We start from the raw sequence: 24,193 nt of genomic DNA on the forward strand, positions 1-24,193 counted from the left end.
CGTTTCTTATGCCCACGGCACCGTGCGCCGAGCGTATTGTCGGCGTGCACATGTCTGCCGACAGTGATTCCGGTTTTGGGGATAACATGCGCGAAGCAGGGAATTGCAGCACCGGAACGGGCCTGAAAGAGCGCGACAGGCTTTGTGGATTGCAGCCGTGGTGCATGGCTTTGTGAAGCGAGTGAGATATTCGGAGAGACATGGATCCCGCACAGCAGCCAGGACTTGCAGAAGATGCAGGCCATTTCCCGATCATCCTCCAGCGCAATGTTCTGCTGTATCTGTCGAGCCGGTTTCTGCTGATCTGTGCGAGCCAGGTCACCAATGTGGCCGTCGGCTGGCTTGTCTATGATGTCACCCACAGCGCCCTGGCGCTCGGCCTGATCGGGCTTGCGGCATTCACGCCGAAACTTCTGATCTCGCTGTTGTCCGGCATGGTGGCCGACCATTTCGATCGCCGTCTGGTCTGTGCCGTGAGCTTCCTGACCCTGGCCGCCGTCTCGATCGGCTTGATGCTGATGGCGATCAGTCCGGCCGTCAACGTGCATGCGATCTATGCCATCTTCCTCCTGTATGGCTGCGCCAGAGGCTTCGGCAATCCCGCCTCCCAGGCAATGATCGCAAATCTCGTGCCGCGCGCATCGCTGAGCCGGCTTATGGGCGTTTCGTCCTCAACGGGCCAGATGGCGACGATCATTGGCCCGGCACTTGGCGGAGGTCTCTACATCGCCGGCGGCTGGGCGCCTTTCGCCTTTGCCTTTGCAGCCTTTCTCCTTGCTGCGATGCTGATGCTCTGCACGACGCCGCGGCCGCAGGCACGCACCGGCGTATCCGTCAAATTCAGCGATGCCTTTGCCGGCCTGCTGTTCATCTGGCAGAAGCCGGTGATCCTCGGCGCCATATCGCTTGACCTCTTCACCGTGCTTCTGGGCGGAGCGACGGCGCTGCTGCCGATCATCGCCAGCGAAATCCTTCATGTAGGTCCGTTGGGGTTGGGGGTGCTCCGGTCGGCACCGGCCGTTGGTGCCATGATGCTCGGACTGTATATCGCCTACAGGCCGATCGAGCGCCGAGCCGGGGTCAAGCTGTTCACCGTGACCTCGATCTTCGGTCTGGCAACGATCGTGCTCGGCTTGTCGACCAACGTGTATCTGTCGCTTGCCATGCTTTGGCTGCTCGGCGCCTCCGACGTGTTCAGCGTGGTGATCCGGCAGACGCTCGTGCAGGGCGACACTCCGGATGCCATGCGCGGACGGGTGGCGGCGGTCAATTCGCTGTTCATCGGGGCTTCGAACGAGCTCGGCGAATTCGAATCGGGTGTCACTGCCGCCTTCTTTGGCCTTGTGCCCGCTATTCTGATCGGAGGCGCCGGGACACTCCTTGTCTCGGTGCTCTGGGCACTGATGTTTCCGCCGCTGCGCCGACGCGACCGTCTGATCGACGGAACCGAAGGAGTTCCGTGATCGGATCACGGCACGGCCCTCGCTGCAATGCCCGGTCCAGCCATTTGTCGACATTGGCCAAGCCTCTGAGCACGGTGCGGATCTGGCGGCCCGCCGGACTTGGCTTCTTGCCGGTGGCATGAGGTGGCGGCTTTCCGGCGGCAGCGCGGGCGCGTCCGTCAGGCCGGGTGCTGTTGCCGCAGCCACGGCCACCTTTCGCATTCCCGATATCCGATCCCGCCTGATGGCATTCAGGCAGGTGTCTATCGGCACAAAATTTAGCGGAACACTCAGCGTTAATATGCTGAAAAAATTTTGTTTTCCTCGTTTTCATCTAGGAATTTGATGAGAGCGAAGTGTGTCGGCCTGCACGAAACTTATAACATGGCCTTAGTTAGAATTGGGCGCGTCCCCTCATAAAGGCTATGTCAATGAGCACGGCCTCTAACCGTAACCGACCGTGTGTCGGGACCGTAAGGCTTGGGAGGAAGAGATCACTCGTCGACCATCGGATTGGTACAAGCGTCAGCCTTGATTACCGCTGGATGCGTGCGCGCTTTTCCTGAAATGTCGGATGCCATAGCGTGCCCCGGGGAGGGGGAGGAATATCCATGTTTGATGCAATTGGTGTGTCTCTCAGCGGACTGGTTTTTTCCGGAGGTGCGTTTTATCTCTGTGTCGGAACCTTCGTCGGCCTGCTGTTCGGGATCATTCCCGGTCTCGGCGGCCCCACGGCGCTGGCTCTTCTCATCCCCTTGACCTTCGGCATCGATACGCAATCGGCGATGTTTCTCGCTGGCGCGATCATGGGGGCCGTGCCGTTTGGCGGCTCCGTCACTGCTATTCTCCTCAACACGCCGGGGACTGCGCCCAATGCTGCCACGGTCTTCGACGGCTATCCGTTGTCCCGGCAGGGCAAGGCGGGCCTGGCGCTTGGCGCATCCGGCGCAGCGTCCGCCATCGGCGGCCTTCTCGGCGTGCTCGTGCTTTTCTGTGTGCTACCGGTCGCCCGCGAAATCATCCTCGCCTTCGCGCCGCCGGAGTTTTTCATGCTGGCGGTACTCGGGCTCTGCGCTATTGCCGTGTCCACCGAAGGCAAGTTCCTGCGCGGACTGATCGCAGCCGGCATCGGCCTGCTGATCGCCTATATCGGCTATGACGATATCAGCGGCACCGTCCGCTTCGCCTATGGCGTCGACTATCTCTGGGACGGCCTGCCGCTGGTGCCCGCCCTGATCGGTCTGTTTGCCATCGCCCAGATCCTCTCCCTCTATGTGCAGGGTGGTTCGATCAGCGAGGATCCGGCCAAGGTCAAGGTTACCCGGGTGATGGACGGCGTCAAGGCGGTGTTCGTGCACTATCCGACGCTGCTGCGCGGTTCCGTCATCGGAGCGGTGATCGGCGCCATACCCGGTGTCGGCGGAACGGTCGCGGCTTTCCTGTCCTATTCGACGGAGGTTCAGCTTTCCAAGGATCCCGAGACCTACGGCACCGGCAATATCCGGGGCGTCATCGCTCCGGAATCCTCCAACAATGCCCGCGAGGGCGGCGCCCTGATCCCGACGCTGGCATTCGGCATTCCCGGCAGTGCCGAGATGGCGGTCTTTCTCGGCCTGCTCGTGCTGCACGGCATCCAGCCGGGCCCCGCCGTCCTGCTCAATCATCTCGACGTCGTCACCACGCTGATGCTCGCTCTGGCCTTCGCTTCGGTCCTGGCCTCGGTGTTCTGCCTGCTGGTCGCCCGGCAACTGGCAGCGATCACGCTGATCGACGTCAACTATCTGGTGCCGGTCATTCTCTGCGTTTCGCTGGTCGGCGCCTATGCGCTCAACAACAGCATGTATGATGTGATCGTCGCAGTCGTCTTCGGCATCATCGGTTATCTGATGATCCGCTTCGACTATCCGCGGCTGCCGCTGGTCATCGCGATGTTCCTCGGCGCGATCGTCGAGGTCAATTTCCGCCAGTCGATGATGATTTCCGGCGGTGATTGGACGACCTTCTTCACGCACAAGATCTCGCTGGTGCTCTTTATCCTGGTCGTCCTCAGCCTCACGCTGCCGATCGTCCGGCAGCTGGTAAAGCGGCGCGGTGCCAAAAAGGAGGCCAAGGCATGAACTTCAAGGATCGCGTTTTCCGCTTCGGACCTGCCGTCGTCCTCCTGGTCATCGCCATCTCGTTCCTCGTCACGTCGATGGACTATGACGTCAGCACCCGGGCGATGCCGCTTGTCGTGGCCGTGATGACGACGGTGTTGCTGCTCGTCGAGATCCTAGCCCAGCGCCGCGACAGGCTCGGGGAACAACTGCGGCGGATCTTTGCCGGCAGCCCGAAAATCGAGATCGATACGGGGCTCGGCAATCCGCAGGTGCGCCGCGAAATCGCGGCCGTCCTCTGGGTCCTGGCCTTTCTTGTGCTGGCCGTGCTGGTCGGTTTCTACGTCGCCATTCCGGTCTATGTCTTCTGCTATCTGTGGCTTTATGCACGCAAGACATTGTTCAAGTCCGCGGTCACCGGCGTTGGCATTGTGGCGCTGCTCTATGTGTTGTTCCAGGTGCTGCTCGACTACAAGATCTTCGGGGGCATCCTGTTCGGAGCCTATATGTAAAAACAATAATTTAGCTTAGCAGGAGGAGCATCAAGCATGAATTATTACAAGCAGTTCAAATCCCTGGTCGGCGCCGCCGTCCTCGCCGCATCGGCTACGTGCCTTGCCGCGCCCGCCCATGCGGAATGGCCGGACCACAATCTGTCGCTGATCATTCCGGCAAGCCCCGGTGGCGGCTTCGACACCTATGCCCGCGTGCTGGGCAAGGCGATGAGCGACCAGCTCGGAGTGCAGGTTCTGCCGGAAAACGTCTCTGGCGCTGCCGGCCAGCGCGGCGCGACCGCCGCCTATACCGCACGGCCGGATGGATACACCTTCGCCATCTTCAATGTCCCCGGCATTATCGAGCCGCTGATCACCGGCACCAAGGTCAGATATGACGTCGACAAGATCGACTGGCTCGGGGCGCTGGCCTTCGAGCAATATATCGTCGTTGTCTCCAAAGATTCGCCCTTTAACTCGGTCGAGGACCTGAAAAAGGCGAAGGGGCCGATCACGTTTGCCGCCTATGGTTCGTCCGGCGCTGCAGCAAACCGCATTCTCTGCAGCGAACTCGGCATCGAGTGCCAGATCATCACCGGCTATCCGGGCAACAACGATGCCCTGCTCGGCGTCGTGCGGGGCGATGCGGTGGCCTCGGTAACGCCAATCACCACGGCAACCTCGTTCAATACAGGCGGTGACCTGAAGGGTATATTGCTGATGTCGCAAAGCGATGCTGCGGCCTTTCCCGATGTTCCCAAGGCGGACAAGGCCGGCTATCCGGCACTTGCGAGCTTGGGGCTGATCCGGGCCTTCGGTCTGCCGCCCGGCGTACCCCATGACGTGCGTTTTTCCGTGGAGATGGCGTTCGACAAAGCCATGCATGACGAGCAGATTAAGTCATGGGCGGCCAGCACCAATTCACCCTATTTCCCGATGAGCGGCGCCCAGCTGAAGGGCCTGATACAGCAGCAGACAGACCTGCTGATGAAATACAAGGACATCATCGCCACGGCCAAGTGATCGGGGCGGGGCAGTCGGGGGGTATCCCGGCTGCCTTTTAATTCCTCGACCGGCAGGGCCGGTGTTGGCGGCGCCGGCCCTGTACACCCTTCGCCGACTCCTCTGTCTTCCGGCCGCCGGCCATCGCTCGGCCCTGCCGATCGCTCTTCTCATCGCCAAGGGACTGAAGTAAGCTCGTGCGCATCTTGAACACAGACGCCTTTCTGGACACCCGCGCGCCAATGGCCACTGAAGAGGATGCCAGGGAAGGCGAGATATCGCCATGCCCACTGCCTAACCTCAGACATCTGAAAGCCTTTCTGCTTGTCGCCGAGATGCAGAGCGTCAATCGGGCGGCCGAACGGGTGAACCTGTCGCAGCCGGCGATAACCCAGGCCATCGCCAGGCTGGAAAAGCTGTTCGGAGTCGAGCTGTTCAACCGCCACCAGACCGGCATGTACATCACCGATTTCGGCACCTTGCTGCGCAACCGGCTGATGGACGCCTTCCTCGCTCTCGGCGCCGGCGCCGGCCAGGCTGCGGGCTCGGCCCTGGCGGATGCGGTCGCCGCCGATCCGACACGCTACGTCACCGCGTCGCAACTCAATGCGCTCAGTGCCCTCAATCAGTCGGGCGATTTCCAGGTGGCGGCGGATCAGCTGGGCATCACCGCAACATCGCTTCACCGCAACATTCGAGGCCTCGAAGAACAGCTGGCGGCCAAGTTGGTGTTTCGCGACGGTCATGCCGTCCAGTTTTCCCGCTCGGGCTCGGTTCTGGCGCAGCAGGCCAAGCTTGCCATGCGCGAGCTGGAGCTTGCCTACGAAGACATCGATTGGGCGCGCGGCGTCAATCGCGGGCGTCTCACGATCGGCGCGCTGCCGCTGACGCGCAGCTATATCGCGCCCAAGGCACTGGTAACGCTTGCCAGCAACCACCCGGAGCTGCGGGTGCGGCTGATGGAGGGATCCTATCCGGTTCTGCTGCGGGCCCTGTGCGAGGGGGATGTCGATGTACTGATCGGTGCCCTGCGCGAGCCGCCGCCGGTCTCGAGCGTGGTCGAGGAGCCGCTGTTTACCGAAACCCTTTGTGTCGTGGCACGCGGCGACCATCCGCTTGTCGGGGCAAAGTCCATCGTGACCCGGGAGCTGCTTGGCTATCCTTGGGTCGCGCCGCGCGCAGGCTCACCCGCGCGCAGGGAATTCGAACGGCTGATGTCCGATGCCGGACCGCCTTTGATGCTCGAGGTCGCCTCGCACAACTCGGTCCGTGCCATCCTGTTCGAGAGTGACGCCTTGGCACTGTTGTCTCCCGAGCAGATACGGTATGAGGTTAAAAACGGGCAATTGGCGGTACTGCCCGTCGAATGGCAACCCCAGCCCCGCACCATCGGCTATACCGTGCGGAAGAACTGGCGACCGACGCTCGCGCAACGCGAACTAATCGACATCCTCCAGACTATCTGCGGCGAACTTTGAGTCGACGCTGGACCGCCTGCATTTCGGCGTCCAAAAACATCGCCTCACCCGGCCAGCATAGACACGGCATCGGCGAAGAATATTTCGGGCGTCATCGGCCTGGCGATCAACTTCTGCGCATGGGCGCTGTGTAGAAGCACGTCGACCGACGGGCGCATCGCGTCAAGGCCGATCGGGTAGAGGTCAATCCCGTCCTTTGGCCTGGGGGCCGCTTCCTTGGCCTGCGTGAACAGGGACATCAACGTGCGGACAGCCTCGGGATGCTGCCTGGCGAAGGGCTTTGCGACGCAGACGACATGATTGATCTGCACGATGCCGTCGCTGGCAAACCGTGCTCTTGCCACCTCGTTCGGATGTTCGATGACCGGCCCCACCCAGTCTTCGTCCGGGAGGTCGTTGCCGAAAATCACGGCATCGATGTCGCCGTCGGCCAGCATCTGCAACAAGCCCTTTTCGGTGCCGACGAAAACCACGTTGTCGGGGTCGCGATATTTCGCGACATGCGGCTTTTCGGTCGTGACCCAGGTGATGGAGGAACTTGCGACCCCGTATTCCCGCTCGAGAATCGCCCGGACCCAGGCACCGGTCGTCTGCGTGTAGGATCGAACGCCGACGCGTTTGCCCGGCAGGTCGGATGGCCGGATCACGCCGCGATTGCGGTTGAAGATGATGTTCTTGTGCTGGAACCGCGCAGCGACCGTGATCGGCAGGGGCACGATGCCGCTGTCTTCCGCAATCGCTTGAAGCGCTGTGACGATCGCCAGTTCCGATGCGTCATAGGCTTGCTGGCGCACCATAGGTGCGAAGGTCTTGTAGATCGGTTTCGACGTCAGGTGCTCGATCGACAGCATCCCGGTGTCCAGCTTGCCCTCTGTGAGCGCCTGCGTCGTCGCGTGGGCGGCCAGCATCAGCCGCACGGGAATTGGTCCATCCATGTCTCGAACCTCACACGGTCTTCAGCGCGGGATAGAGCGTCTCGGCCGTCCCGGCGAAGATCATTTCCTGATCGTGTTGCGACAGGCCTGCCAGCGCCGAGCGGGCAGCCGCCAGAAGCTCCGACAGCGGCAGATCGGCGGCCGGGAAATTCGACCCCCAGGCAATGCGCGCCGAGCCGAACCGCTCGAGCAACTGGGCGAGAAAGGCCTCGACTGTCGACTGGCCTTCGCCGGCAGCCAGGATGTTGCGCAAAGTGAGCTTCAGGAAGACATTCGGCCGCGCGCCGAGGTCGAACAGGCCTGCGGCCTGCGTATAGGGCGGCCCGTCGGAAAGCACCGGCCGGGCGAGGTGGTCGAGCACGACGCGCACATCGGGGAAGCGATCGATCAGTTTCGTCAGGAGCGGTATGCCCTCAGGCCGCATCTGCACCGCTATGGGCAGGCCCACGTCCGAGGCATATTCCCAAGCCTTGTGCGATCGCTCGTCGGCAAGCCATGGCTGCTGCGTCGGCATGGTGCTGCCGGTGGTGAACAGGCGCATGCCCGTCAGATTGCGGCCCTGCCAGAACTTGATCTTCTCGACCGCATCTTCGGCGAGCACGTCGACCGAGAAGACGCCGGTGAAACGCTCGGGATGCGCGGCAACCGCATCGGCCAGGTAGCTGTTGTTGTGGCCATAGGCCGTGGACGCTTGCACGACGACAGCCTTTGCGATGCCGGCGCTATCCATCTGCGCGATCAGCTCTTCATAGGAGATCTTGTGGTTCTGCGACCAGCTCGACTGCGTGCCGCCGAGCGGTGTCAGCGGATAGGTGTCGGTGTCGGGTGAAATGACATGGGGATGGATGTCGATGACTTTGAGCATTGCCTGATCTGCGAATATGTTGATCGGATCGCGCGGGACCGGTGCAGTCCCGCCGCCATTGTGACCGCATTATCGGGACTGCGTGCAAAGGGTGCCAATCAGAAGCGTGGCTCTGTAATAAGTTCCTGTATCGGCATTGTTTGTCGCCCATGCGAGCGGTGTCCGAGGCGGGTGCCCTTGTCAGCGATCGTGGTGCCTGAACGTCCTAAACGTCGCCCAGGAAGCACAATCCCTCCGCAACAGGCGGAAGCGGGTGGAATCGGCGGCCCTCAGTCGTCCGACACCACCGCGGTGGAATCCAGCACGGCGGCCACATCGTCGTCGTGATTGCCAAGCATGGCGGCGACGCGCTCCAGCGAGGCGATCAGCATCGCCTGCTCCCAGTCCTCGAGATTGCGGAACTGTTCGTGAAACCGGGCATGCACGCCGTCCGGCGCAATCGCCAGGGCATCCTGCCCTGCCTTTGTCAGCGACAGCCAGACCTGCCGCCGGTCATGCTCGCCCTTGCGCCGGCTGATCATGCCGAGCGCCTCCAGCTTCTGTAGCAGGACGGTTGCCGTGGCCTGGGTGATTCCCATGCGCGCGGCAACATGCCCGGCGGTCTGCTCGCGCTCCTCATCGAGGATGTGCATGAAGATCAGCTGTGAGGGCGTGAGCCCGGTCGTGCTCATCACCTGCTTGCCGTTGAGCTCGGTGGTCCGCAGGATCTTGCGCATGGCCGTTAAGGCGCGTTTGGTCCGGTCTTCCAAGTCTCACCCTTATCCGCTCACTGTACCGGTTTTAGCCGAGCCCAGTGCCGCGTTCAAGCGCGTGAAACAGAGGCGGATGGCAGAAAAAAATATAATTAGTGTAAACTAAGGATAATGACCGAGATATCTATCTACAACTTTTTTATTTCGGATTTCGCCCAATGCTGAATCGCTAGAGAAATAGGAGAAAGAGCGGCATTTGCGCTGTTTTCTTTTCAACCTTGTGACAGTCTAGGGCAGATGCGGCTGTTGACATTTAGTTCGTCAAAGATAACGATCAGGCCATGATTTACGGTAACGCAGCCCTGAAAGACACCGGATCGCAGCAATCCGATGCACCCATCCTGTTTCGACGTCCCCGCTCCGAAGACGGCCATAGCGTCTGGGAGCTGATCAGCGCGACCGCCGCGCTCGATGACAATTCGTCCTATTGCAATTTGCTGCAGTGCAGCCACTTCGCCTCCACCTGCGCGGTGGCGGAGAGGGACGGTGCGATTGTCGGCTGGCTATCGGGCTATGTGCCCCCCGACCGCGAAGACACGCTGTTCGTCTGGCAGGTCTGCGTCGGATCGCAGGCCCGCGGGCAGGGCGTCGCCAGCCGGCTGATCGGCGCGGTGCTCGCCCGCCCCTCATCGAGCCGCATCCGCTATGTGGAATGCACCATCACCCAGCAAAACACCGCGTCATGGAGGCTTTTCGGCTCCGTGGCACGGACCCTCCGGACGCAGCTTTCGAAGGCCGAGTATTTCCGGAAGGACATTCATTTCAAGGGGACCCATGACAGCGAGCTGGCTGTCACGATCGGTCCCTTCCGACGCGAACAGGTCGCAGCGCTCAAGGCGTAGCCGTCCGATCGCCGTTCATCACCGATTACTTCAAACAAGTCCGGAGAGGCGCTCCATGAACACGTCCAACAATACCACCCGCCTGGCGACCTTCGAACGCGTCGAGAGCCAGGTTCGATCCTATTCGCGCAGCTTTCCCAAAATGTTCGACCGCGCCGTCGGCGCAACGATCTTTGACGACAAGGGGCGCGCCTATACCGACTTCCTGGCCGGCTGCTCGAGCCTCAACTACGGCCACAACCAGCCCGATCTGAAGGCCGCCCTGATCGACTACATCTCCGCCGACGGGATTGCCCACGGGCTCGACATGTTCACCCGGGCCAAGGAGAAATTCCTGGCAAGCTTCGAGCGCCACATCCTGACGCCGCGCGGGCTCGACTACCAGGTGCAGTTCACCGGGCCGACGGGTGCCAATGCCGTGGAAGCCGCGCTCAAGCTGGCGCGCAAGGCGACCGGGCGCGACAATGTCATTGCCTTTACCAACGGCTTTCATGGCGTGACCCTCGGAGCCCTGGCGGCCACCGGCAACGGCAAGCACCGCCAGGGCGCCGCAACGCCGCTTTCCGGCGTGACCCGCGCGGCCTTCGACGGCTATTACGGGCCGGACGTCAATACGGCCGACATGCTGGAGCGCCAGTTGTCCGACCCTTCCAGCGGCATGGATGCGCCGGCGGCGATCCTGGTCGAGACGGTGCAGGGCGAGGGGGGGCTCAACGCCGCCTCGGCGGAATGGCTGCGCCAGATCGAGGCGATCGCCCGCCGTCACGGTGCGCTGTTCATTATCGATGACATCCAGGCCGGTTGCGGGCGCACCGGCGGCTTCTTCTCCTTCGACGGTATGGGGCTGACCCCGGATATTGTCACCATGGCCAAGTCGCTTTCCGGCATGGGCCTGCCGCTTGCGGTCACCCTGATCAAGCCGGAATACGACACCTGGAAGCCGGCCGAGCACAATGGCACCTTCCGCGGCAACAACCATGCCTTCATCACGGCTGCCGCCGCCCTTGAGACATTCTGGGCCGATGGCGGTTTCGAGGCCGAGGTCGCCAGGAAGGCCGCTTACCTGAGCGAACGTCTGGAGGCCATCGCCGATGCCCATGGCTTGCGCACCAAGGGACGCGGCATGATGCAGGGTGTCGAAACGCAAGGCGGCGAACAGGCGCAAGCAATCTGCAAGCTGTGCTTCGACAAGGGCCTGATCATCGAGGCCTCGGGCAGCTTCGACGAAGTCGTCAAGATTCTTGCCCCGCTTACCATATCCCAGAAACAGCTCGCAGCCGGGCTCGACATCGTGGACGCCGCCTTCGGCGCGGTCCTCGGTTCGCAACTGGCCGCAGCCGAATAAAGGAGAATACGAATGATTGTCAGAGATTTGGAAAACGCCCGCAGCACCGACCGCCTGGTAACGTCGCACGGCTGGGACAGCACCCGGCTGTTGCTCGCCGGCGACGACATGGGTTTCAGCTTTCACATCACCCGGATCTTCGAAAACACCAGCCATGTGTTCGAATACAAGCACCATTTCGAATGCGTCTACTGCGTCTCGGGCGAAGGCACGATCGAGGAGCTGGAGACCGGCAAGGTGCACGAGATCCGTCCGGGCGTGATGTATGCGCTGAACCTGCATGATCGTCATCGCCTGTCCGCCAGGAGCGAGATGGTGATGGCCTGCTGCTTCAATCCGCCGGTGAGCGGCCAGGAAGTGCACCGCGAGGATGGCTCCTATGCCCCTGCGGCCGAACATGCCTGAGCCCTCCGGATTCCAAACCAAACCACGAAAGGCGAAGTCATGAACATGCACGCCCTGAATACCGCCAACCAGGATGTCTATCCGACACGACTACCGCAGGAGCAGTGGATGGAGCGCCGCGACCCCACCGTCTGGGGCAAGTGGACGCCCGAAGCTCCCCTGACCGAGGCGCAGACCAAGGCCTTCGAACAGAACGGCTATCTCATTCTGAACGACGTCTTCAGCGATGAAGAGGTGAGCGCGCTGCAGCAGGAGTCCGCCAGCATGCGCGCCGGCGGCGCCGATCTGGCGCCGGAAAACCTGATCACCGAGCCCGGCTCCGACGAGGTGCGCACGATCTTTCGGCTCGATGAGCAGAACGCCCTGTTCGACCGGCTGGCGCGCGACAGCCGCATTGCCGGCCGCGTGCGCTACCTGCTCGACGACGAGGTCTATCTGCACCAGTCGCGCCTGAACTACAAACCGGGCTTCACCGGCAAGGAGTTCTACTGGCATTCCGATTTCGAGACCTGGCATGCGGAAGACGGCATGCCGCGCATGCGCGCCATCTCGGCGTCGGTGCTCCTGACCGACAACGACGCGCTGAACGGTCCGCTGATGCTGATGCCCGGCTCGCACCAGACCTTCGTCGCCTGCGCCGGCGAGACGCCGGACAACAATCACCAGACCTCGCTGAAGAAGCAGGAAATCGGCGTGCCGTCGCATGACAGCCTGAGCAGGATGGCGGACAAGTTCGGCATCGATTATGCGGCGGGTCGCGCCGGAACCGTGATCCTGTTCGACTGCAACACGCTGCACGGTTCGAACGGCAACATCACCCCGTTCCCGCGCTCCAATGCCTTCTTCGTCTACAATGCCTGGAGCAATCGTGTGGTCTCGCCGTTTGCCGCCAAGGCGCCACGACCGGCATTCCTGAGCTCGCGCGACGCGGAACATCCGATCGCCATCGAGAGCGGCAACATGGCCTGAGGCCGCCGCTTTCACCGGAACACAGACAGCAGAATGCGGCGCCCTTCTTATAAAGGAAGGGAGCTGCGGGAGAACGCATGACCGACACCAAATTTGCCCACACCGTCGAGAAGATCGGCGGGACCTCCATGTCGCGCACGGCCGAATTGCTCGATACGGTCCTCAAGGGGAACCGCAAGGGGCCGGCGCTCTACAACCGGATCTTCGTGGTGTCGGCCTATGCGGGAATTACCGATGCGCTGCTGGAACACAAGAAGTCCGGCGAGCCCGGCGTCTATTCGCTGTTTGCCCGTGCCGAGGGCGGTTGGGCCTGGGGCGATGCGCTGACGGGCGTGCTCGAGCGCATGTATGCGCTGAACAGGGCCATCTTCAGTGATGACATGGCCTGTCGCACGGCCGACCAGTTCGTCCGCGAACGGGTCGAGGGTGTGCGGTCTTGTCTGATCGACCTGACCCGGCTGTGTTCGTTCGGACATTTCCAGCTGGAGCAGCATCTGCTGAGCGTGCGCGAGATGCTCTCCTCGCTGGGCGAGGCACAGTCGGCATTCAACACCAGCCTTCTGCTGGATCTCGCCGGCGTGAACGCCCGGTTCGTCGATTTGACGGGATGGCGCGAAGACCGGCAGTTGACGCTGGACGAAACGATTGCGCAGGCCTTTGCCGATGTCGACCCGAGCCGCGAGTTGCCGATCGTCACCGGATATGCCCAATGCAGCGAAGTGCTGATGGGCACGTATGACCGGGGTTACAGCGAGGTGACGCTGTCGCGGCTGGCCGTCGTCACCGGCGCACGCGAGGCGATCATTCACAAGGAATTCCACCTGTCGTCGGCCGATCCGAACGTGGTCGGCGCCGATGTGGTCCGCGTCATCGGCGAGACGAATTACGACGTCGCCGACCAGCTGTCGAACATGGGGATGGAAGCCATCCACCCGCGGGCCGCCAAGGGCCTGCGCCAGGCCGGCATACCGCTGCGCGTCAAGAATGCCTTCGAGCCGGAGCACGACGGAACGCTGATCCGCGCCGACCTCGATGCGCCGACGCCACAGGTCGAGATCATCACCGGCCTGAAAAATGTCTATGCCTTCGAATTTCACGACCCGGACATGGTCGGCGTGAAGGGCTATGATGCCAAGATCCTCGACGCCCTGCGGCGGCACAAGATCTGGATCATTTCCAAGACCTCCAACGCCAATACCATCACGCATTTTCTCAAAGGATCGATGCAGGCGGTCAAGCGGGTGGAGGCGGATCTTTCCGACGCCTTTCCAAGCGCCGAGATCCAGCTGCGCAAGGTATCGCTGGTCTCGGCGATCGGACGCAATCTGGGGGATGCGGCCGTGCTGACAAAAGCCATTGGCGTGCTGGCCGCCGCCGGCATCCAGCCGCTCGGCGTCAACGACCTGATCCGCAAGGTGGACCTGCAGGTCATCGTCGATCCCGCCGATTTCGAAGCCACGCTTTCGGCCCTGCACAAGGGCCTGATCGAAGATCGCACGTCGGCTGGCCAAGCGCCCTTGCACGCCGCCGCCTAAGAGGGACAAGCCGACGGGTCCTTTGCGCGCGGAGCGGCTGGCGTCGTCTGCGACGAGATCTTGACGGGAGCAATGCCGGCGGGCGAGAAGCTGCAGCCGGCGATGACGCAAGGCGGCAGCTCCTCGGGGGGGCATCCGGTTTCTCGCATCCCCCAAGGTTCGAGACGCGGGCGAGAGCGGATCGCGGTCAGCGGGCCGGGGGAAATTCGAGCTTGCGAACATCGTAGCCGAGTTCGCTTGCCTTTCGGATCATGCGCTGGAGCTTGGCCTTGGAGGGGACCTTCCGGGCGTAGATCCAGAGGTCGCTCATCGAGGGATTGGCGCTGATGAACCAAGACTTGTCCGGTGCCTTGTAGAGCACCCAGTAGTTGAACGTGATCAGCAGCGGGTAGCGGACCCGCATCTTGGCGTTGGTGGACCCGAAGTCCTGGATCTTGCCGACACCTTTAACCGTCTTCAGCCGGCCGTTGGGCGTGTCGACGTGACAACCATCCTCGACCAGAACCTGATCCGGCGTCTTGCCCTGCCGGTAGGTCGAATATCCCGCGACACAGCCATTGGTCAGAAACATCGGCGTCCTGCCGATCTCCAGCCATGTCCCGCGATAGTGGTCCTGACCGACCTTGACCACCTTGGGCGCAGCAGATGCGGTGGCGGCTGCGCCGAGAAAGACGATGGCCAGCAGAAGAACCCGGCCTGCGAAGCTGATAGACTTTTCCATGAAGACCTCCCGTTTCGAGGTAAATTAGGAAAATTTCATTCACCGCCAAGGTTCACGCGTGGAATAGCCGCGCGATTTGTCGATCTCGGGTGCCCTGCATGCAGGATTACGGGGATCGATGATATCAGAAACGCCCTGACGCTCCGGCATGATCGGTGTGTAACGCAGACGCTCCGTTGCGAGCGCGCGACAGTTCCATTTACGATGCCTGGCGGGGACATGCCCGGCGACCGCATGGCAAAGGCAAACAGGAGGTGCGCGCGATGGCGCTGGAGATCAGGCACTGGCGGGCCTTTGCCACGGCGGCCGAAACCCTGCATTTCGGGCTCGCCGCCGAGCGGCTGGGCCTCACGCAACCAGCGCTCAGCCAGCTGATCAAGACGCTGGAGGATGCCTTCAATGTCCGTCTCTTCGACCGTTCGCGCCGCCGCGTCAGCCTGACCGAGGCCGGCCGCACCATGCTGCCGGAGGCGCAGGCGGTGCTGAGCCAGAGCCGGCGGGCCGAACGGCTGGGGCTGGTCGCCGGGCGCAGTTCCAGCCGGACCTTGGCGATCGGCTATGTCGGCTCTGCGGCGCTGCATCCGCTGTTTACCCGGCTGATCGGCCGACTGACCGCCATCCGCCCCGAATTGATCCTGAGGCTCGACCAGTCGGCGGTAACCAAGCAGATCGCCCAGGTGCGCGACCACAATCTCGATATCGGCATTATCCGCTCGCCGATGCCGGCGCTCGATCCGGCCATTGCGACGCTGTCTCTGGAGCGGGAGGCCATGGTGCTGGCGATTGCCAGGAACAACATCCATGCGGCCGGGGAGGGGCCCTGCGACCTCTCAGACTTTTCCGAGGAGCCCTTTCTGCAATATCGCCAGCAGGAGGGCGGCGGGCTCTATCTCCTGACGCAGAGCGCCTGCGAACGCGCCGGCTTCCAGCCGCAGATCTCGCAGACGGTGCCGCAGATCGCCACCATGCTGGCACTGGTCGGTGCCGGGCTCGGGGTGGCGCTGGTGCCGGAATCGGCATCGCGGCTCGGCATGCCCGGCGTCGTCTGCCGGGCGCTGCGCGACCCTGTGGTCACCGACTTCAACCTGATCTACCGTCGGGCCGATACGGCACCGGCGCTGCGCGAGGCGCTGAAGGCCGCGCGCTCGATCCATAAGGCCAGCTTATGATATTCGCGCTTCCACGCTATTGGTTGCGTCTGGAGATGGCGTAGGTTCTGGGCGTCGCCCGTATTTTCGCGGAGAGGAGCCGCCGCGGACGTATTGCTTCGCCGGTAAGGCGCAGGTCAGCCTGACCCTTACCGGCCGTCCGCAAAGACCATGTTTCCAGAGGAGGAGATTCCATCATGAAGCCCCTAGCCAAAGCCGCCCTGCTGGCCCTGGCCGTCACCCTGCCGGCGAGTTTCGCGCTGGCCGACGACGCCAAGACCGTGAAAACCGTTAATCCCGGCCAGTTGACGGTCGCCTACCGCACCGACGACCGGCCGGTCTCGTTCATCGATCCGCAAGGCAAGCCCGCGGGCTTCCTCGTCGAATTCTGCACCGCGGTCGCCGACAAGCTCGGCCTCAAGGTCCAGTATGTGGCAACCGATTTCGCCAGCATGGTGCCGGCGGTCCGCAACAACCGCTATGACACGGCCGCCTTCCAGACGCTGGTAACGCCCGAGCGCGAAAAGGTCGTCGATTTCACCAAGGCGGTCGGCTATTCGCAGGCGCGTCTCGTCTCGCGCAAGGATGCCGCGATCGACAAGGTCGACGGCGCCAAGGACAAGTCGGTCGCCATCACCCGCGGCAGCGCCCTGATCCCCAAGCTGCAGGACCTGGCGCCCGGTGTCGAGGTGCGCGAATTCCCGAACATTGCCGCCAGCCTCAACGCGCTGCTCGCCAAGCAGGTCGATGGCCTGTTTACCGGTCTGACCACCGCCACCCATCTGGTCGAACAGCACAAGGAGCTGACCGCATCCCAGATGGTGACGACCGGCGAGGCGGCCTTTCCGGTTTCCAAGGACAATCCGGAGCTGAAGGCGGCGCTCGATGACGCGATCACCGGCCTGATGAAGGACGGCACCTTCACCAAGATGTTCGTCAAATGGTACCCGGCCTCCGTGCGCATTCCCGACCAGCTCTACAGCGACTATCCGGGCATGCCGCAGCAGCCGGCCGAGAAGTAAGGACAGGTTGGCAGGATGTTCGAGGGACTGATCAGAATACAGCAGACTTTCTTCGATCCGGTGGAGATCGGACGGGTGATGCCGCAGCTCCTGCGCGTGGGATTGCCCAACACGATCCTGCTGGCGATCGTCGCCAGCATCATCGGCATCATTCTGGGCCTGCTGGTCGCCATGGGGCTGTCGTCACCGCGTCGCTGGCTGAAGGCGCCTTGCCGTGTTTATGTCGACATCCTGCGCGGTCTCCCGCACATCCTGACGATCTACATCATCGGACAGGGCCTGCCGCTGGCCGGTCTCGCCCTGTTCGGCAACAACACCTACGCCTATGCGGCGCTGGCGATCGGCCTGATCGAGAGCGGCTACATGGCGGAAATCTTCCGCGCCGGCCTGCAGAGTGTGGAGCGGGGGCAGATCGAGGCCTCGCGCTCGCTCGGCATGACGTCGATGCAGACCATGCGCTACGTCATCCTGCCGCAAGGCGTCCGTCGGGTGCTGCCGCCGCTGACCGGCCAGTTCATCCTGGTGATCAAGGGCACGGCGCTGGTCTTCCTGCTCGGCCTGACCTCCAGCCAGCGCGAGATCTTCTCGATCGCCCAGGATGCGGCGATCAACGATGCCAATCTCTCGCCGCTGATGGCCGCCGGCATTCTCTATCTGCTGCTGACCGTGCCGATGACCCATCTGGTCAATGCCTGGGAAAGGCGCATGGGCGTATCTTCGAGGAGGACCACCAGTGAAGACTGATCCGAAAGCGGCGGTCCGCTTCATCGACCTCAACAAGTCCTATGGTGCGGTTCATGTCCTGCACGACATCAATCTCGACGTGCCGGAAGCGACCACCACCTGTATCATCGGCCCGTCCGGCTCGGGCAAGTCGACCCTTTTGCGCTGCACGAACCTGCTGGAGCGCCCGGAAGCCGGCAAGATCATGATCGGCGACGAGGAGGCAACGGCCAGGGACACCAATATCGACAAGCTGCGCGAGCGCGTGGGCATGGTGTTTCAGCATTTCTGCCTGTTCAACCATCTCGACGTCATGGACAATGTGACGCTGGCGCTGCGCAAGGTGCGCAAGATGGGCAGGGCACAAGCCGAGGCGCTGGCCATGGAACAGCTCGATGCGGTGGGTCTGAAGGGTTTCGAACGCCGCCGACCGGCCGATCTTTCCGGCGGCCAACAGCAGCGCGTGGCGATTGCCCGCTCGCTGGCCATGCAGCCCGCCATCATGTTGTTCGACGAAGCGACCTCTGCGCTCGATCCCGAGCTGGTCAAGGGTGTTCTCGAACTGATGGGCGAGCTTGCCAAATCGGGCATGACGATGATCGTCGTCACCCACGAGATGCGGTTTGCCCGCGAAGTGGCGGGGCGCCTGGTGTTCATGGACAAGGGCCGGATCGTCGAGCAGGGACCGCCCGACGAGGTCTTCGACCAGCCGAAGAGCCCCCGTCTCCAGCATTTCCTCAATCAGGTTCTTTGACGCTCCGTCACGAAGGCAGACCGACATGACAGATGATCAAGACGCACCACGCGCAAGCGTGGCAGACATTCGCGCGCTTTTTTCCAGCCATTCGGTCTGGAGCTCCTGGCTCGAGGTCGAGGCCTGCCTGGCCGAGGTGCAGGCCGAACTCGGGCTGATCCCGCAAGAGGCGGCCGTCGAGATCCGGGCCAAGGCGAGCTTCGACCATCTCGACCACGTCGCGATCCTTGCCGATGTCCGCCGCACGCGCGCACCGATCGTGTCGCTGGTGCGGGTGCTGTCGGATGCCTGCGAGGGGGACGCCGGGAAATACGTCCACTGGGGTGCGACGACGCAGAACGTCATCCAGACGGGGTATGCCCTGCTGATGGCAAAGGCGCATGCCGCCTTCATGCTGCGCTTCGACGACACGCTTGCCATCCTCGCCGACATTGCCGAGGCGGAGGCTGCGACCGTGACGGTGGCGCGCACCAATATGCGCCAGGCCCTGCCGATCACCTTCGGCTTCAAGGTGGCCGGCTGGATCGAGGAATGGCTGCGCAATCGCGAGCGGCTGGAGCAGGCAGCCCCGCGGATCCTGCGCGCGCAATGGGGCGGCACGGTGGGTGCGATGCATGTGCTGGGCGAGGCCGGCCCGGAGGTCAACCGCCGTCTCGGCGAAAGGCTCGGGCTCGGCGTCTACGCCATCCCGTCGCGCGCCGGGCTCGACGGTTTTGCCGAATATGCCACCGTTCTGGCGCTGTTTGCCGGCACCAGCGGCAAGATTGCCCGCCATCTCTTCGCGCTGATGGCCGACGAGTTCGGCGAAGTTGCCGAAAGCCTCGGCGCCGATGTGATCGGCTCGTCGACCATGCCGCACAAGGTCAACCCGAAAACCTCGGTGAAGATCATCGCACTCGCCACCCGCATCCGCGCCCAGGCGCCGTTGGCGCTGGAGGCCATGCAGCCCTCCTTCGAGGGTGATGCCTCCTGCAATGCGGTGGTCAACGCCGTCGTGGAGGATCTGACGCCGCTTGCCTATGAACTGGTGGACGAAATGGCTTGGCTCACCGGTTCGCTCAGTCTCAGCCCCGACAGGATGCGGGAAAACCTCGAGATCGGCGGCGAATTCCTGGCGTCGGAAAACCTGATGATGCAGCTGGCACCGGCGATCGGCCGCACCAGGGCACATGACGTTGTCCACCATGCGGTGGCCGAAGCGGTCGACCAGGGTGCAGGCCTGGTAAACACCCTTTTGGCGCATGGCGATCTCTCCGGCGTGACGGAAGCGGACCTGCGCCGCGCCGCCGACCCGGCGCTCTACACAGGCCTCAGCGAGACGCTGGCGCGGGCGATGGCAAAGACTGCGCGCGAAACGCTGGCGGGGTGAGGGGCGACCCGGAATCGCCAGGGGCATCTGTCCGCGCAACGGCAAGGCCGGGGTCTTCGTGCTGGAATTTGAACGTGAAAGCCGCTATGTTCCGGGGCAGGAGAACGATGATGGCGAAGAAGACATCCAGGAGTTCCGACCTCGCCGCAAGCGTTGTCGTGCAGAACGGCGCAGTCAAGGCGACTGACGCCAATCAGAACTCTGCGGCCACTCAAAACGGCGACGCCATCGTGCCGCCCGCGAAGGTGGACGTCAAAGCCTTCATGAGAGAGCTGCTCGTGACCGACAAGGTCGCCATGGACTATCTCGGCAAATGAATGCCTCCGGCGAGCCTCTCTGGCTCGACCTGGAAGACGTCATTCAGATCAACATCCAGGCTGTGCGGGAAACCAACGAAACCCATCTCGTCCGGGATCGGGCCGCGCTTGAAAGCGGCACCGATCGGGCGCGCAACAGGTTCGGCTATGGCGAGAGCGATCTCTTCACCCTCGCCGCACATCTGGCCTGCGGTATTGGCAAGGCTCACGCCTTCGAGCAGGGCAACAAGCACGGCATGGGCGTCGATGCGCCTCATTCTGTTCGTCAACAGCATCGCGCTTCAGGTCACCGACGATCAGCTTTTACTCGGTGCCTGGATACTCGAGCGGACGATCGCGACGCAGGGCGAAGAGGAAGCCGAAGACGCGATGAAGGCGCTGCGCATATATCTGCGCGATCACCGCAGATTCAGGACGGTGGGCAGGCCAGGCTTGATCTGAAGCCGGTTCCGTCAACATGCGGGCCGGTGTGAGGATCGATTTTTTCGAGAAACTGCGAGTGGTACCGGGGGCATAGGCCTTAGGGCAATCTGCCGGCGACACGCGAGCGCATGCGCCAGATGGCGCCTTCGCGGCACGCGCTTTGCCACGTCCCTCGCACAATCCCCTATTGAGCGCCGCCGTCCCGCTCGCGCAACAACACGCCTTGACATCGAAGCCGTTCCCGATTTTGGTAAGATGTCAGACCAATTTCGGTCGGGTGTTTGAGCAGGGGAGGGGAGCCGGATGTCTGAGATCGCCGATCGCGATGCGCCGCTGATGTCCGCTCTGCAACCGCTCGACCGCGCCGGCCAGGTGACCCAGGCGCTGGCAAGCTTCATCTCGAGAGCCGAGCTGAAGGCCGGGGATCGGCTTCCGGCCGAACGCCAGCTGATGGATGCGCTCGGCGTCGGGCGCTCGACGATCCGTGAGGTCGTCGGCCGCTTCCAGGCGCTCGGCGTGATGGAGACGCGCAAGGGATCCGGCACCTATCTGCTGAAGCCCGTCAGCGTCGACACCGTTCATATGCCGCTCTCCTTCGAAAGCGGCAACCTGAAAGAAAACCTGCTGCAGTCGCTGGAGGTTCGCCGCGGGCTGGAGCTGGAGGTTTCGGTGCTCGCCGCCCGCCGCCGCACGGCGGAGGACCTTGTGACGATCGAGGCGGCACTCGACGAGATGGAGCGTGTGCACCAGCTGGAAGGGACCTCGGGCCCGCAGGACCGGGTGTTTCACCTGGCGATCTACGATGCGGCCCACAACCCGCTGTTTCGCCAGCTGCTCGAGCAGATGCGCGGAGTCTTCACCCAGTTCTTCGAAAATCCTGTCGACCGCAAGGATTTCGCCAAACGGTCCTATCCGTTTCACCGCACCCTGTTCAACGCGATCGCCGCTCAGGATACCGAGGCCGCCCGCCGCGAAACGCTCAAGATCCTCGACGTGGTCGAGGAAGACATCAAGGATATGGCTCCATGACCGACGGCCCGCTGCACGGCGCAACCCCGGGTGACGATCTCTTCGACGCCGCTTCGCTGATTTCGGCGCATGATGGCGCGCATGCCTTCGAGGCGGTGGTGCCGCCGATCGTGCAGACCTCGCTGTTCACCTTTTCCAGCTATGACGAGATGCTCTCGACCTATCGCGGCGAGAAGCTGCGGCCGGTCTATTCGCGCGGGCTGAACCCGACGGTGCGGATCTTCGAGGAGATGCTGGCCAAACTCGAAGGCGCGGAAGACGCGCTCGGTTTTGCCAGCGGCATGGGAGCGATCTCCGGTGCGGTGCTACCCTTCGTCGAACCCGGCGACCGGATCGTCGCCGTGCGCCATCTCTATCCCGACGCCTTTCGCCTGTTCGGCACGATCCTGAAGCGGATGAAGGTCGAGGTCACCTATGTCGACGGCCGCGACGAGGAGGCGATTGAAAAGGCCATGCCCGGCGCCAAGCTGTTCTATATGGAGAGCCCGACCAGCTGGACGATGGAGACCCACGACATCAAGGCGCTGGCTGCAATTGCCCGTCGTCATGGCGCCGTCTCGGTCATCGACAATTCCTGGGCAAGCCCGCTGTTCCAGCAGCCGATCCGGCTGGGTGTAGACCTCGTCGTGCACTCGGCCTCGAAATATCTGGGCGGTCATTCCGACGTCGTCGCCGGGGTCGTCGCCGGGCCCAAACATCTGGTCGACCGGCTGCGCGGCGAAAGCCTGCCCTATCTCGGCGCCAAGCTCTCGCCCTTCGACGCCTGGCTGCTGATCCGCGGTCTGCGCACCCTGCCGATCCGGATGAAGGCGCATGAGCGCTCGGCGCTGGAGATCGCCAAGCGGCTGGAGGCGCTGGATGTCGTCGCCGACGTCCAGCATCCCGGCCTCGGCAACCGGCTGCCGGCAGGCCTTACCGGCACATCGGGCCTGTTCTCCTTCATCTTCCGCGAGGGCGTCGATATCCGCGCCTTCTGCGATCGCCTGAGCCTGTTCAAGCTCGGCGTCAGCTGGGGCGGCCATGAAAGCCTGATCGTCCCGGGCGAAGTGGTGCTGCAGCAGAAGGCCCAGCCGAACTCGGCGCAGACCTTCGGCATCGACCCGCGCTCCATTCGTCTCCATGTTGGCCTCGAAGGCACCGAGGCCCTCTGGGCCGATATCGAGGAGGCGCTTGCTGCCGCGACCCCCTGAGCAGAGCCGACAAACCGGAACAAAAGCCACCAAACCTAAATAAAAGAGAGGGAACTGACATGAAAAAGACACTGATTACCGCGGCCTTCCTGGCAGCCGCCATGGCCGGCACCGCCTATGCAGACACGACGCTCAAACTGGTCGAGGTGATCACCAGCCCCGAGCGCACCGAAACGCTGAAGGCGATCGTCGGCACCTTCGAAAAGGCCAATCCCGGCACCCAAGTCGAGATCGTCTCGCTGCCCTGGGGCGAAGCCTTCCAGAAATTCGCCACCATGGTGTCTGCCGGGGATATTCCAGACGTGATGGAAATGCCCGACACCTGGCTGGCGCTGTATGCGAACAACGGCCTGGTCGAGAACCTCGAGCCCTATCTCGAAAAATGGGACGACACGTCGAACCTGACGGACAGGGCGCTGGAGCTCGGTCGCGCGGTCGACGACAAGGCCTATATGCTGCCCTACGGCTTCTATCTGAACGCCATGTTCTACAACAAGAAGCTGCTCGAGGAGGCTGGCGTCAAGGATGTGCCGGTGACGATGGACGACTTCCTCGAAGCGTCGAAGAAGATCTCCGCCTTGCCGGGCAAATACGGCTACTGCCTGCGCGGCGGCTCCGGCGGGCTGAACAGCTGGGTGGAGTTTGCTGCCAACATGGCCGGCTCCGACAAGTTCTTCAAAGAGGACGGCACCTCGACCTTCAATTCGGAAGGCTGGGAAAAGGGCATCGAATGGCTCGTCAACCTCTACAAGGAGGGCTATGCGCCGAAGGATGCGGTCAACTGGGGCTTCAACGAGACGGTTGCCGGCTTCTATTCCGGCACCTGCGCCTTCCTCAACCAGGATCCGGATGCGCTGATCGGCATTTCCTCGCGGATGAAGGCCGAGGATTTCGGCGTCACCACCTTCCCCAAGGGCCCGTCCGGCAAGACCTATCCGACGATCGGCTATGCCGGCTGGTCGATGATGTCGTCGTCGAAGGACAAGGATCTCGCCTGGAAGCTGATCACCACGCTGGAAGGCCGCGACGGCAATATCGAGTGGAACAAGAAGGTCGGCACGCTGCCGGCGCTGAAATCCGCCGAAAAGGACCCCTTCTATTCGAGCGACCAGTTCAAGGGCTGGTTCGCCGAACTGTCGGATCCGGATGTGCACCCGATCACCATGCCGACCTATCTGGAAGAGTTCGCCTATTTCAAGGATTCGCTGGTGATCAAGACCTCGCAGCAGGCGCTGCTCGGCGACATCACGCCGAAGGAACTGGCCGACCAGTGGGCTGACTACATGACCAAGGCCCAGCAGAAATATCTGGCGTCGAAGAAGTAGCAGCGGACAACA

At 62.8% G+C, this 24,193-nt stretch carries 22 protein-coding genes and 2 pseudogenes; 20 read left to right on the forward strand and 4 right to left on the reverse strand.

The features are described from left to right. Positions 1–200 precede the first annotated feature (200 nt). The 5 genes from J2Z17_RS04140 (at position 201) to J2Z17_RS04160 (ending at position 6,512) form a co-directional block, all read left to right on the forward strand. A complete protein-coding gene (locus tag J2Z17_RS04140) occupies positions 201–1,463 on the forward strand; it encodes an MFS transporter (RefSeq protein ID WP_209942480.1) in 1,263 nt (420 codons plus the stop codon). Between the two features lie 590 nt (positions 1,464–2,053). Continuing rightward, a complete protein-coding gene (locus tag J2Z17_RS04145) occupies positions 2,054–3,559 on the forward strand; it encodes a tripartite tricarboxylate transporter permease (protein ID WP_209942481.1) in 1,506 nt (501 codons plus the stop codon). Further along, on the forward strand, positions 3,556–4,050 hold the full coding sequence (locus J2Z17_RS04150) for a tripartite tricarboxylate transporter TctB family protein (protein ID WP_209942482.1): 495 nt from the start codon (positions 3,556–3,558) through the stop codon (positions 4,048–4,050). Before J2Z17_RS04145 ends, J2Z17_RS04150 begins: the two co-directional genes overlap by 4 nt. Before the next feature lie 36 nt (positions 4,051–4,086). Further along, a complete protein-coding gene (locus tag J2Z17_RS04155; RefSeq protein WP_209942483.1) occupies positions 4,087–5,055 on the forward strand; it encodes a Bug family tripartite tricarboxylate transporter substrate binding protein in 969 nt (322 codons plus the stop codon). A gap of 221 nt (positions 5,056–5,276) precedes the next feature. Then, on the forward strand, positions 5,277–6,512 hold the full coding sequence (locus J2Z17_RS04160; protein ID WP_209942485.1) for a LysR substrate-binding domain-containing protein: 1,236 nt from the start codon (positions 5,277–5,279) through the stop codon (positions 6,510–6,512). Between the two features lie 44 nt (positions 6,513–6,556). On the opposite strand, the gene J2Z17_RS04165 is transcribed toward J2Z17_RS04160, so the two are convergent. From J2Z17_RS04165 to J2Z17_RS04175, 3 genes are all read right to left on the reverse strand, one after another. Next, positions 6,557–7,447 carry a periplasmic binding family protein gene (locus J2Z17_RS04165; protein ID WP_209942487.1) on the reverse strand — a complete coding sequence of 297 codons (891 nt, stop codon included), beginning with the start codon at positions 7,445–7,447 and terminating at the stop codon, positions 6,557–6,559. Positions 7,448–7,457: 10 nt separating this feature from the next. After that, positions 7,458–8,312: an amidohydrolase family protein gene (locus tag J2Z17_RS04170; protein WP_209942489.1), complete on the reverse strand. Its 855-nt coding sequence runs from the start codon at positions 8,310–8,312 to the stop codon at positions 7,458–7,460. A gap of 269 nt (positions 8,313–8,581) precedes the next feature. Beyond that, positions 8,582–9,028 carry a MarR family winged helix-turn-helix transcriptional regulator gene (locus J2Z17_RS04175; protein ID WP_209942491.1) on the reverse strand — a complete coding sequence of 149 codons (447 nt, stop codon included), beginning with the start codon at positions 9,026–9,028 and terminating at the stop codon, positions 8,582–8,584. Positions 9,029–9,345: 317 nt separating this feature from the next. Here J2Z17_RS04175 and ectA point away from each other — a divergent pair, with 317 nt between their 5' ends. The 5 genes from ectA (at position 9,346) to J2Z17_RS04200 (ending at position 14,160) form a co-directional block, all read left to right on the forward strand. Beyond that, positions 9,346–9,906, forward strand: a complete 561-nt coding sequence (gene ectA / locus J2Z17_RS04180; RefSeq protein WP_209942493.1) for a diaminobutyrate acetyltransferase — start codon at positions 9,346–9,348, stop codon at positions 9,904–9,906. 55 nt (positions 9,907–9,961) lie between these two features. Next, positions 9,962–11,251: a diaminobutyrate--2-oxoglutarate transaminase gene (gene ectB, locus J2Z17_RS04185; RefSeq protein WP_209942495.1), complete on the forward strand. Its 1,290-nt coding sequence runs from the start codon at positions 9,962–9,964 to the stop codon at positions 11,249–11,251. A 12-nt stretch (positions 11,252–11,263) separates the two neighbouring features. Then, the gene (locus tag J2Z17_RS04190; RefSeq protein WP_209942497.1) at positions 11,264–11,656 is read left to right on the forward strand and encodes an ectoine synthase; all 393 of its coding nucleotides are present in this window, start codon (positions 11,264–11,266) and stop codon (positions 11,654–11,656) included. 39 nt (positions 11,657–11,695) lie between these two features. Next, a complete protein-coding gene (gene thpD, locus J2Z17_RS04195; RefSeq protein ID WP_209942499.1) occupies positions 11,696–12,625 on the forward strand; it encodes an ectoine hydroxylase in 930 nt (309 codons plus the stop codon). A 77-nt stretch (positions 12,626–12,702) separates the two neighbouring features. Next, complete coding sequence (locus J2Z17_RS04200) at positions 12,703–14,160, forward strand: aspartate kinase (protein WP_209942502.1); 1,458 nt, start codon at positions 12,703–12,705, stop codon at positions 14,158–14,160. 187 nt (positions 14,161–14,347) lie between these two features. On the opposite strand, the gene J2Z17_RS04205 is transcribed toward J2Z17_RS04200, so the two are convergent. Continuing rightward, on the reverse strand, positions 14,348–14,881 hold the full coding sequence (locus J2Z17_RS04205) for a lipocalin family protein (protein ID WP_209942503.1): 534 nt from the start codon (positions 14,879–14,881) through the stop codon (positions 14,348–14,350). Positions 14,882–15,144: 263 nt separating this feature from the next. Between J2Z17_RS04205 and J2Z17_RS04210 the strand changes: the two genes are divergently transcribed. From J2Z17_RS04210 to J2Z17_RS04260, 10 genes and pseudogenes are all read left to right on the forward strand, one after another. After that, positions 15,145–16,050, forward strand: coding sequence for a LysR family transcriptional regulator (locus J2Z17_RS04210; RefSeq protein ID WP_209942504.1), 906 nt, complete (start codon positions 15,145–15,147; stop codon positions 16,048–16,050). 176 nt (positions 16,051–16,226) lie between these two features. Continuing rightward, positions 16,227–17,051 carry a substrate-binding periplasmic protein gene (locus tag J2Z17_RS04215; protein WP_209942505.1) on the forward strand — a complete coding sequence of 275 codons (825 nt, stop codon included), beginning with the start codon at positions 16,227–16,229 and terminating at the stop codon, positions 17,049–17,051. 15 nt (positions 17,052–17,066) lie between these two features. Then, positions 17,067–18,528: pseudogene (locus tag J2Z17_RS25355) on the forward strand (amino acid ABC transporter permease/ATP-binding protein). A gap of 25 nt (positions 18,529–18,553) precedes the next feature. Then, the gene (locus tag J2Z17_RS04230) at positions 18,554–19,897 is read left to right on the forward strand and encodes a lyase family protein (protein ID WP_209942508.1); all 1,344 of its coding nucleotides are present in this window, start codon (positions 18,554–18,556) and stop codon (positions 19,895–19,897) included. A 110-nt stretch (positions 19,898–20,007) separates the two neighbouring features. Continuing rightward, the gene (locus J2Z17_RS04235) at positions 20,008–20,214 is read left to right on the forward strand and encodes a hypothetical protein (RefSeq protein ID WP_209942509.1); all 207 of its coding nucleotides are present in this window, start codon (positions 20,008–20,010) and stop codon (positions 20,212–20,214) included. After that, positions 20,211–20,384: pseudogene (locus J2Z17_RS25590) on the forward strand (hypothetical protein); the annotation flags it as partial. The gene J2Z17_RS04235 and the pseudogene J2Z17_RS25590, both read left to right, overlap by 4 nt. Positions 20,385–20,460: 76 nt before the next feature. Then, a complete protein-coding gene (locus tag J2Z17_RS04245) occupies positions 20,461–20,655 on the forward strand; it encodes a hypothetical protein (protein WP_209942512.1) in 195 nt (64 codons plus the stop codon). Between the two features lie 285 nt (positions 20,656–20,940). Beyond that, positions 20,941–21,666: a FadR/GntR family transcriptional regulator gene (locus tag J2Z17_RS04250; RefSeq protein WP_209942514.1), complete on the forward strand. Its 726-nt coding sequence runs from the start codon at positions 20,941–20,943 to the stop codon at positions 21,664–21,666. Beyond that, on the forward strand, positions 21,663–22,856 hold the full coding sequence (locus J2Z17_RS04255; RefSeq protein WP_209942516.1) for a PLP-dependent transferase: 1,194 nt from the start codon (positions 21,663–21,665) through the stop codon (positions 22,854–22,856). The genes J2Z17_RS04250 and J2Z17_RS04255 overlap by 4 nt, the downstream gene beginning before the upstream one ends. Before the next feature lie 59 nt (positions 22,857–22,915). Further along, the gene (locus J2Z17_RS04260; RefSeq protein WP_209942518.1) at positions 22,916–24,181 is read left to right on the forward strand and encodes an ABC transporter substrate-binding protein; all 1,266 of its coding nucleotides are present in this window, start codon (positions 22,916–22,918) and stop codon (positions 24,179–24,181) included. The last annotated feature ends 12 nt before the right edge of the window (positions 24,182–24,193 follow it).

The sequence above is a fragment of the Heterorhizobium halophytocola genome (assembly GCF_017873095.1).
Classification (GTDB): domain Bacteria; phylum Pseudomonadota; class Alphaproteobacteria; order Rhizobiales; family Rhizobiaceae; genus Allorhizobium; species Allorhizobium halophytocola.

Coding starts and splice junctions, on each gene's coding strand:
- J2Z17_RS04140 (WP_209942480.1), top strand. CDS start 201: ATGGATCCCGCACAGCAGCCAGGACTTGCAGAAGATGCAGGCCATTTC.
- J2Z17_RS04145 (WP_209942481.1), top strand. CDS start 2,054: ATGTTTGATGCAATTGGTGTGTCTCTCAGCGGACTGGTTTTTTCCGGA.
- J2Z17_RS04150 (WP_209942482.1), top strand. CDS start 3,556: ATGAACTTCAAGGATCGCGTTTTCCGCTTCGGACCTGCCGTCGTCCTC.
- J2Z17_RS04155 (WP_209942483.1), top strand. CDS start 4,087: ATGAATTATTACAAGCAGTTCAAATCCCTGGTCGGCGCCGCCGTCCTC.
- J2Z17_RS04160 (WP_209942485.1), top strand. CDS start 5,277: ATGGCCACTGAAGAGGATGCCAGGGAAGGCGAGATATCGCCATGCCCA.
- J2Z17_RS04165 (WP_209942487.1), bottom strand. CDS start 7,447: ATGGATGGACCAATTCCCGTGCGGCTGATGCTGGCCGCCCACGCGACG.
- J2Z17_RS04170 (WP_209942489.1), bottom strand. CDS start 8,312: ATGCTCAAAGTCATCGACATCCATCCCCATGTCATTTCACCCGACACC.
- J2Z17_RS04175 (WP_209942491.1), bottom strand. CDS start 9,028: ATGCGCAAGATCCTGCGGACCACCGAGCTCAACGGCAAGCAGGTGATG.
- ectA (WP_209942493.1), top strand. CDS start 9,346: ATGATTTACGGTAACGCAGCCCTGAAAGACACCGGATCGCAGCAATCC.
- ectB (WP_209942495.1), top strand. CDS start 9,962: ATGAACACGTCCAACAATACCACCCGCCTGGCGACCTTCGAACGCGTC.
- J2Z17_RS04190 (WP_209942497.1), top strand. CDS start 11,264: ATGATTGTCAGAGATTTGGAAAACGCCCGCAGCACCGACCGCCTGGTA.
- thpD (WP_209942499.1), top strand. CDS start 11,696: ATGAACATGCACGCCCTGAATACCGCCAACCAGGATGTCTATCCGACA.
- J2Z17_RS04200 (WP_209942502.1), top strand. CDS start 12,703: ATGACCGACACCAAATTTGCCCACACCGTCGAGAAGATCGGCGGGACC.
- J2Z17_RS04205 (WP_209942503.1), bottom strand. CDS start 14,881: ATGGAAAAGTCTATCAGCTTCGCAGGCCGGGTTCTTCTGCTGGCCATC.
- J2Z17_RS04210 (WP_209942504.1), top strand. CDS start 15,145: ATGGCGCTGGAGATCAGGCACTGGCGGGCCTTTGCCACGGCGGCCGAA.
- J2Z17_RS04215 (WP_209942505.1), top strand. CDS start 16,227: ATGAAGCCCCTAGCCAAAGCCGCCCTGCTGGCCCTGGCCGTCACCCTG.
- J2Z17_RS04230 (WP_209942508.1), top strand. CDS start 18,554: ATGACAGATGATCAAGACGCACCACGCGCAAGCGTGGCAGACATTCGC.
- J2Z17_RS04235 (WP_209942509.1), top strand. CDS start 20,008: ATGGCGAAGAAGACATCCAGGAGTTCCGACCTCGCCGCAAGCGTTGTC.
- J2Z17_RS04245 (WP_209942512.1), top strand. CDS start 20,461: ATGCGCCTCATTCTGTTCGTCAACAGCATCGCGCTTCAGGTCACCGAC.
- J2Z17_RS04250 (WP_209942514.1), top strand. CDS start 20,941: ATGTCTGAGATCGCCGATCGCGATGCGCCGCTGATGTCCGCTCTGCAA.
- J2Z17_RS04255 (WP_209942516.1), top strand. CDS start 21,663: ATGACCGACGGCCCGCTGCACGGCGCAACCCCGGGTGACGATCTCTTC.
- J2Z17_RS04260 (WP_209942518.1), top strand. CDS start 22,916: ATGAAAAAGACACTGATTACCGCGGCCTTCCTGGCAGCCGCCATGGCC.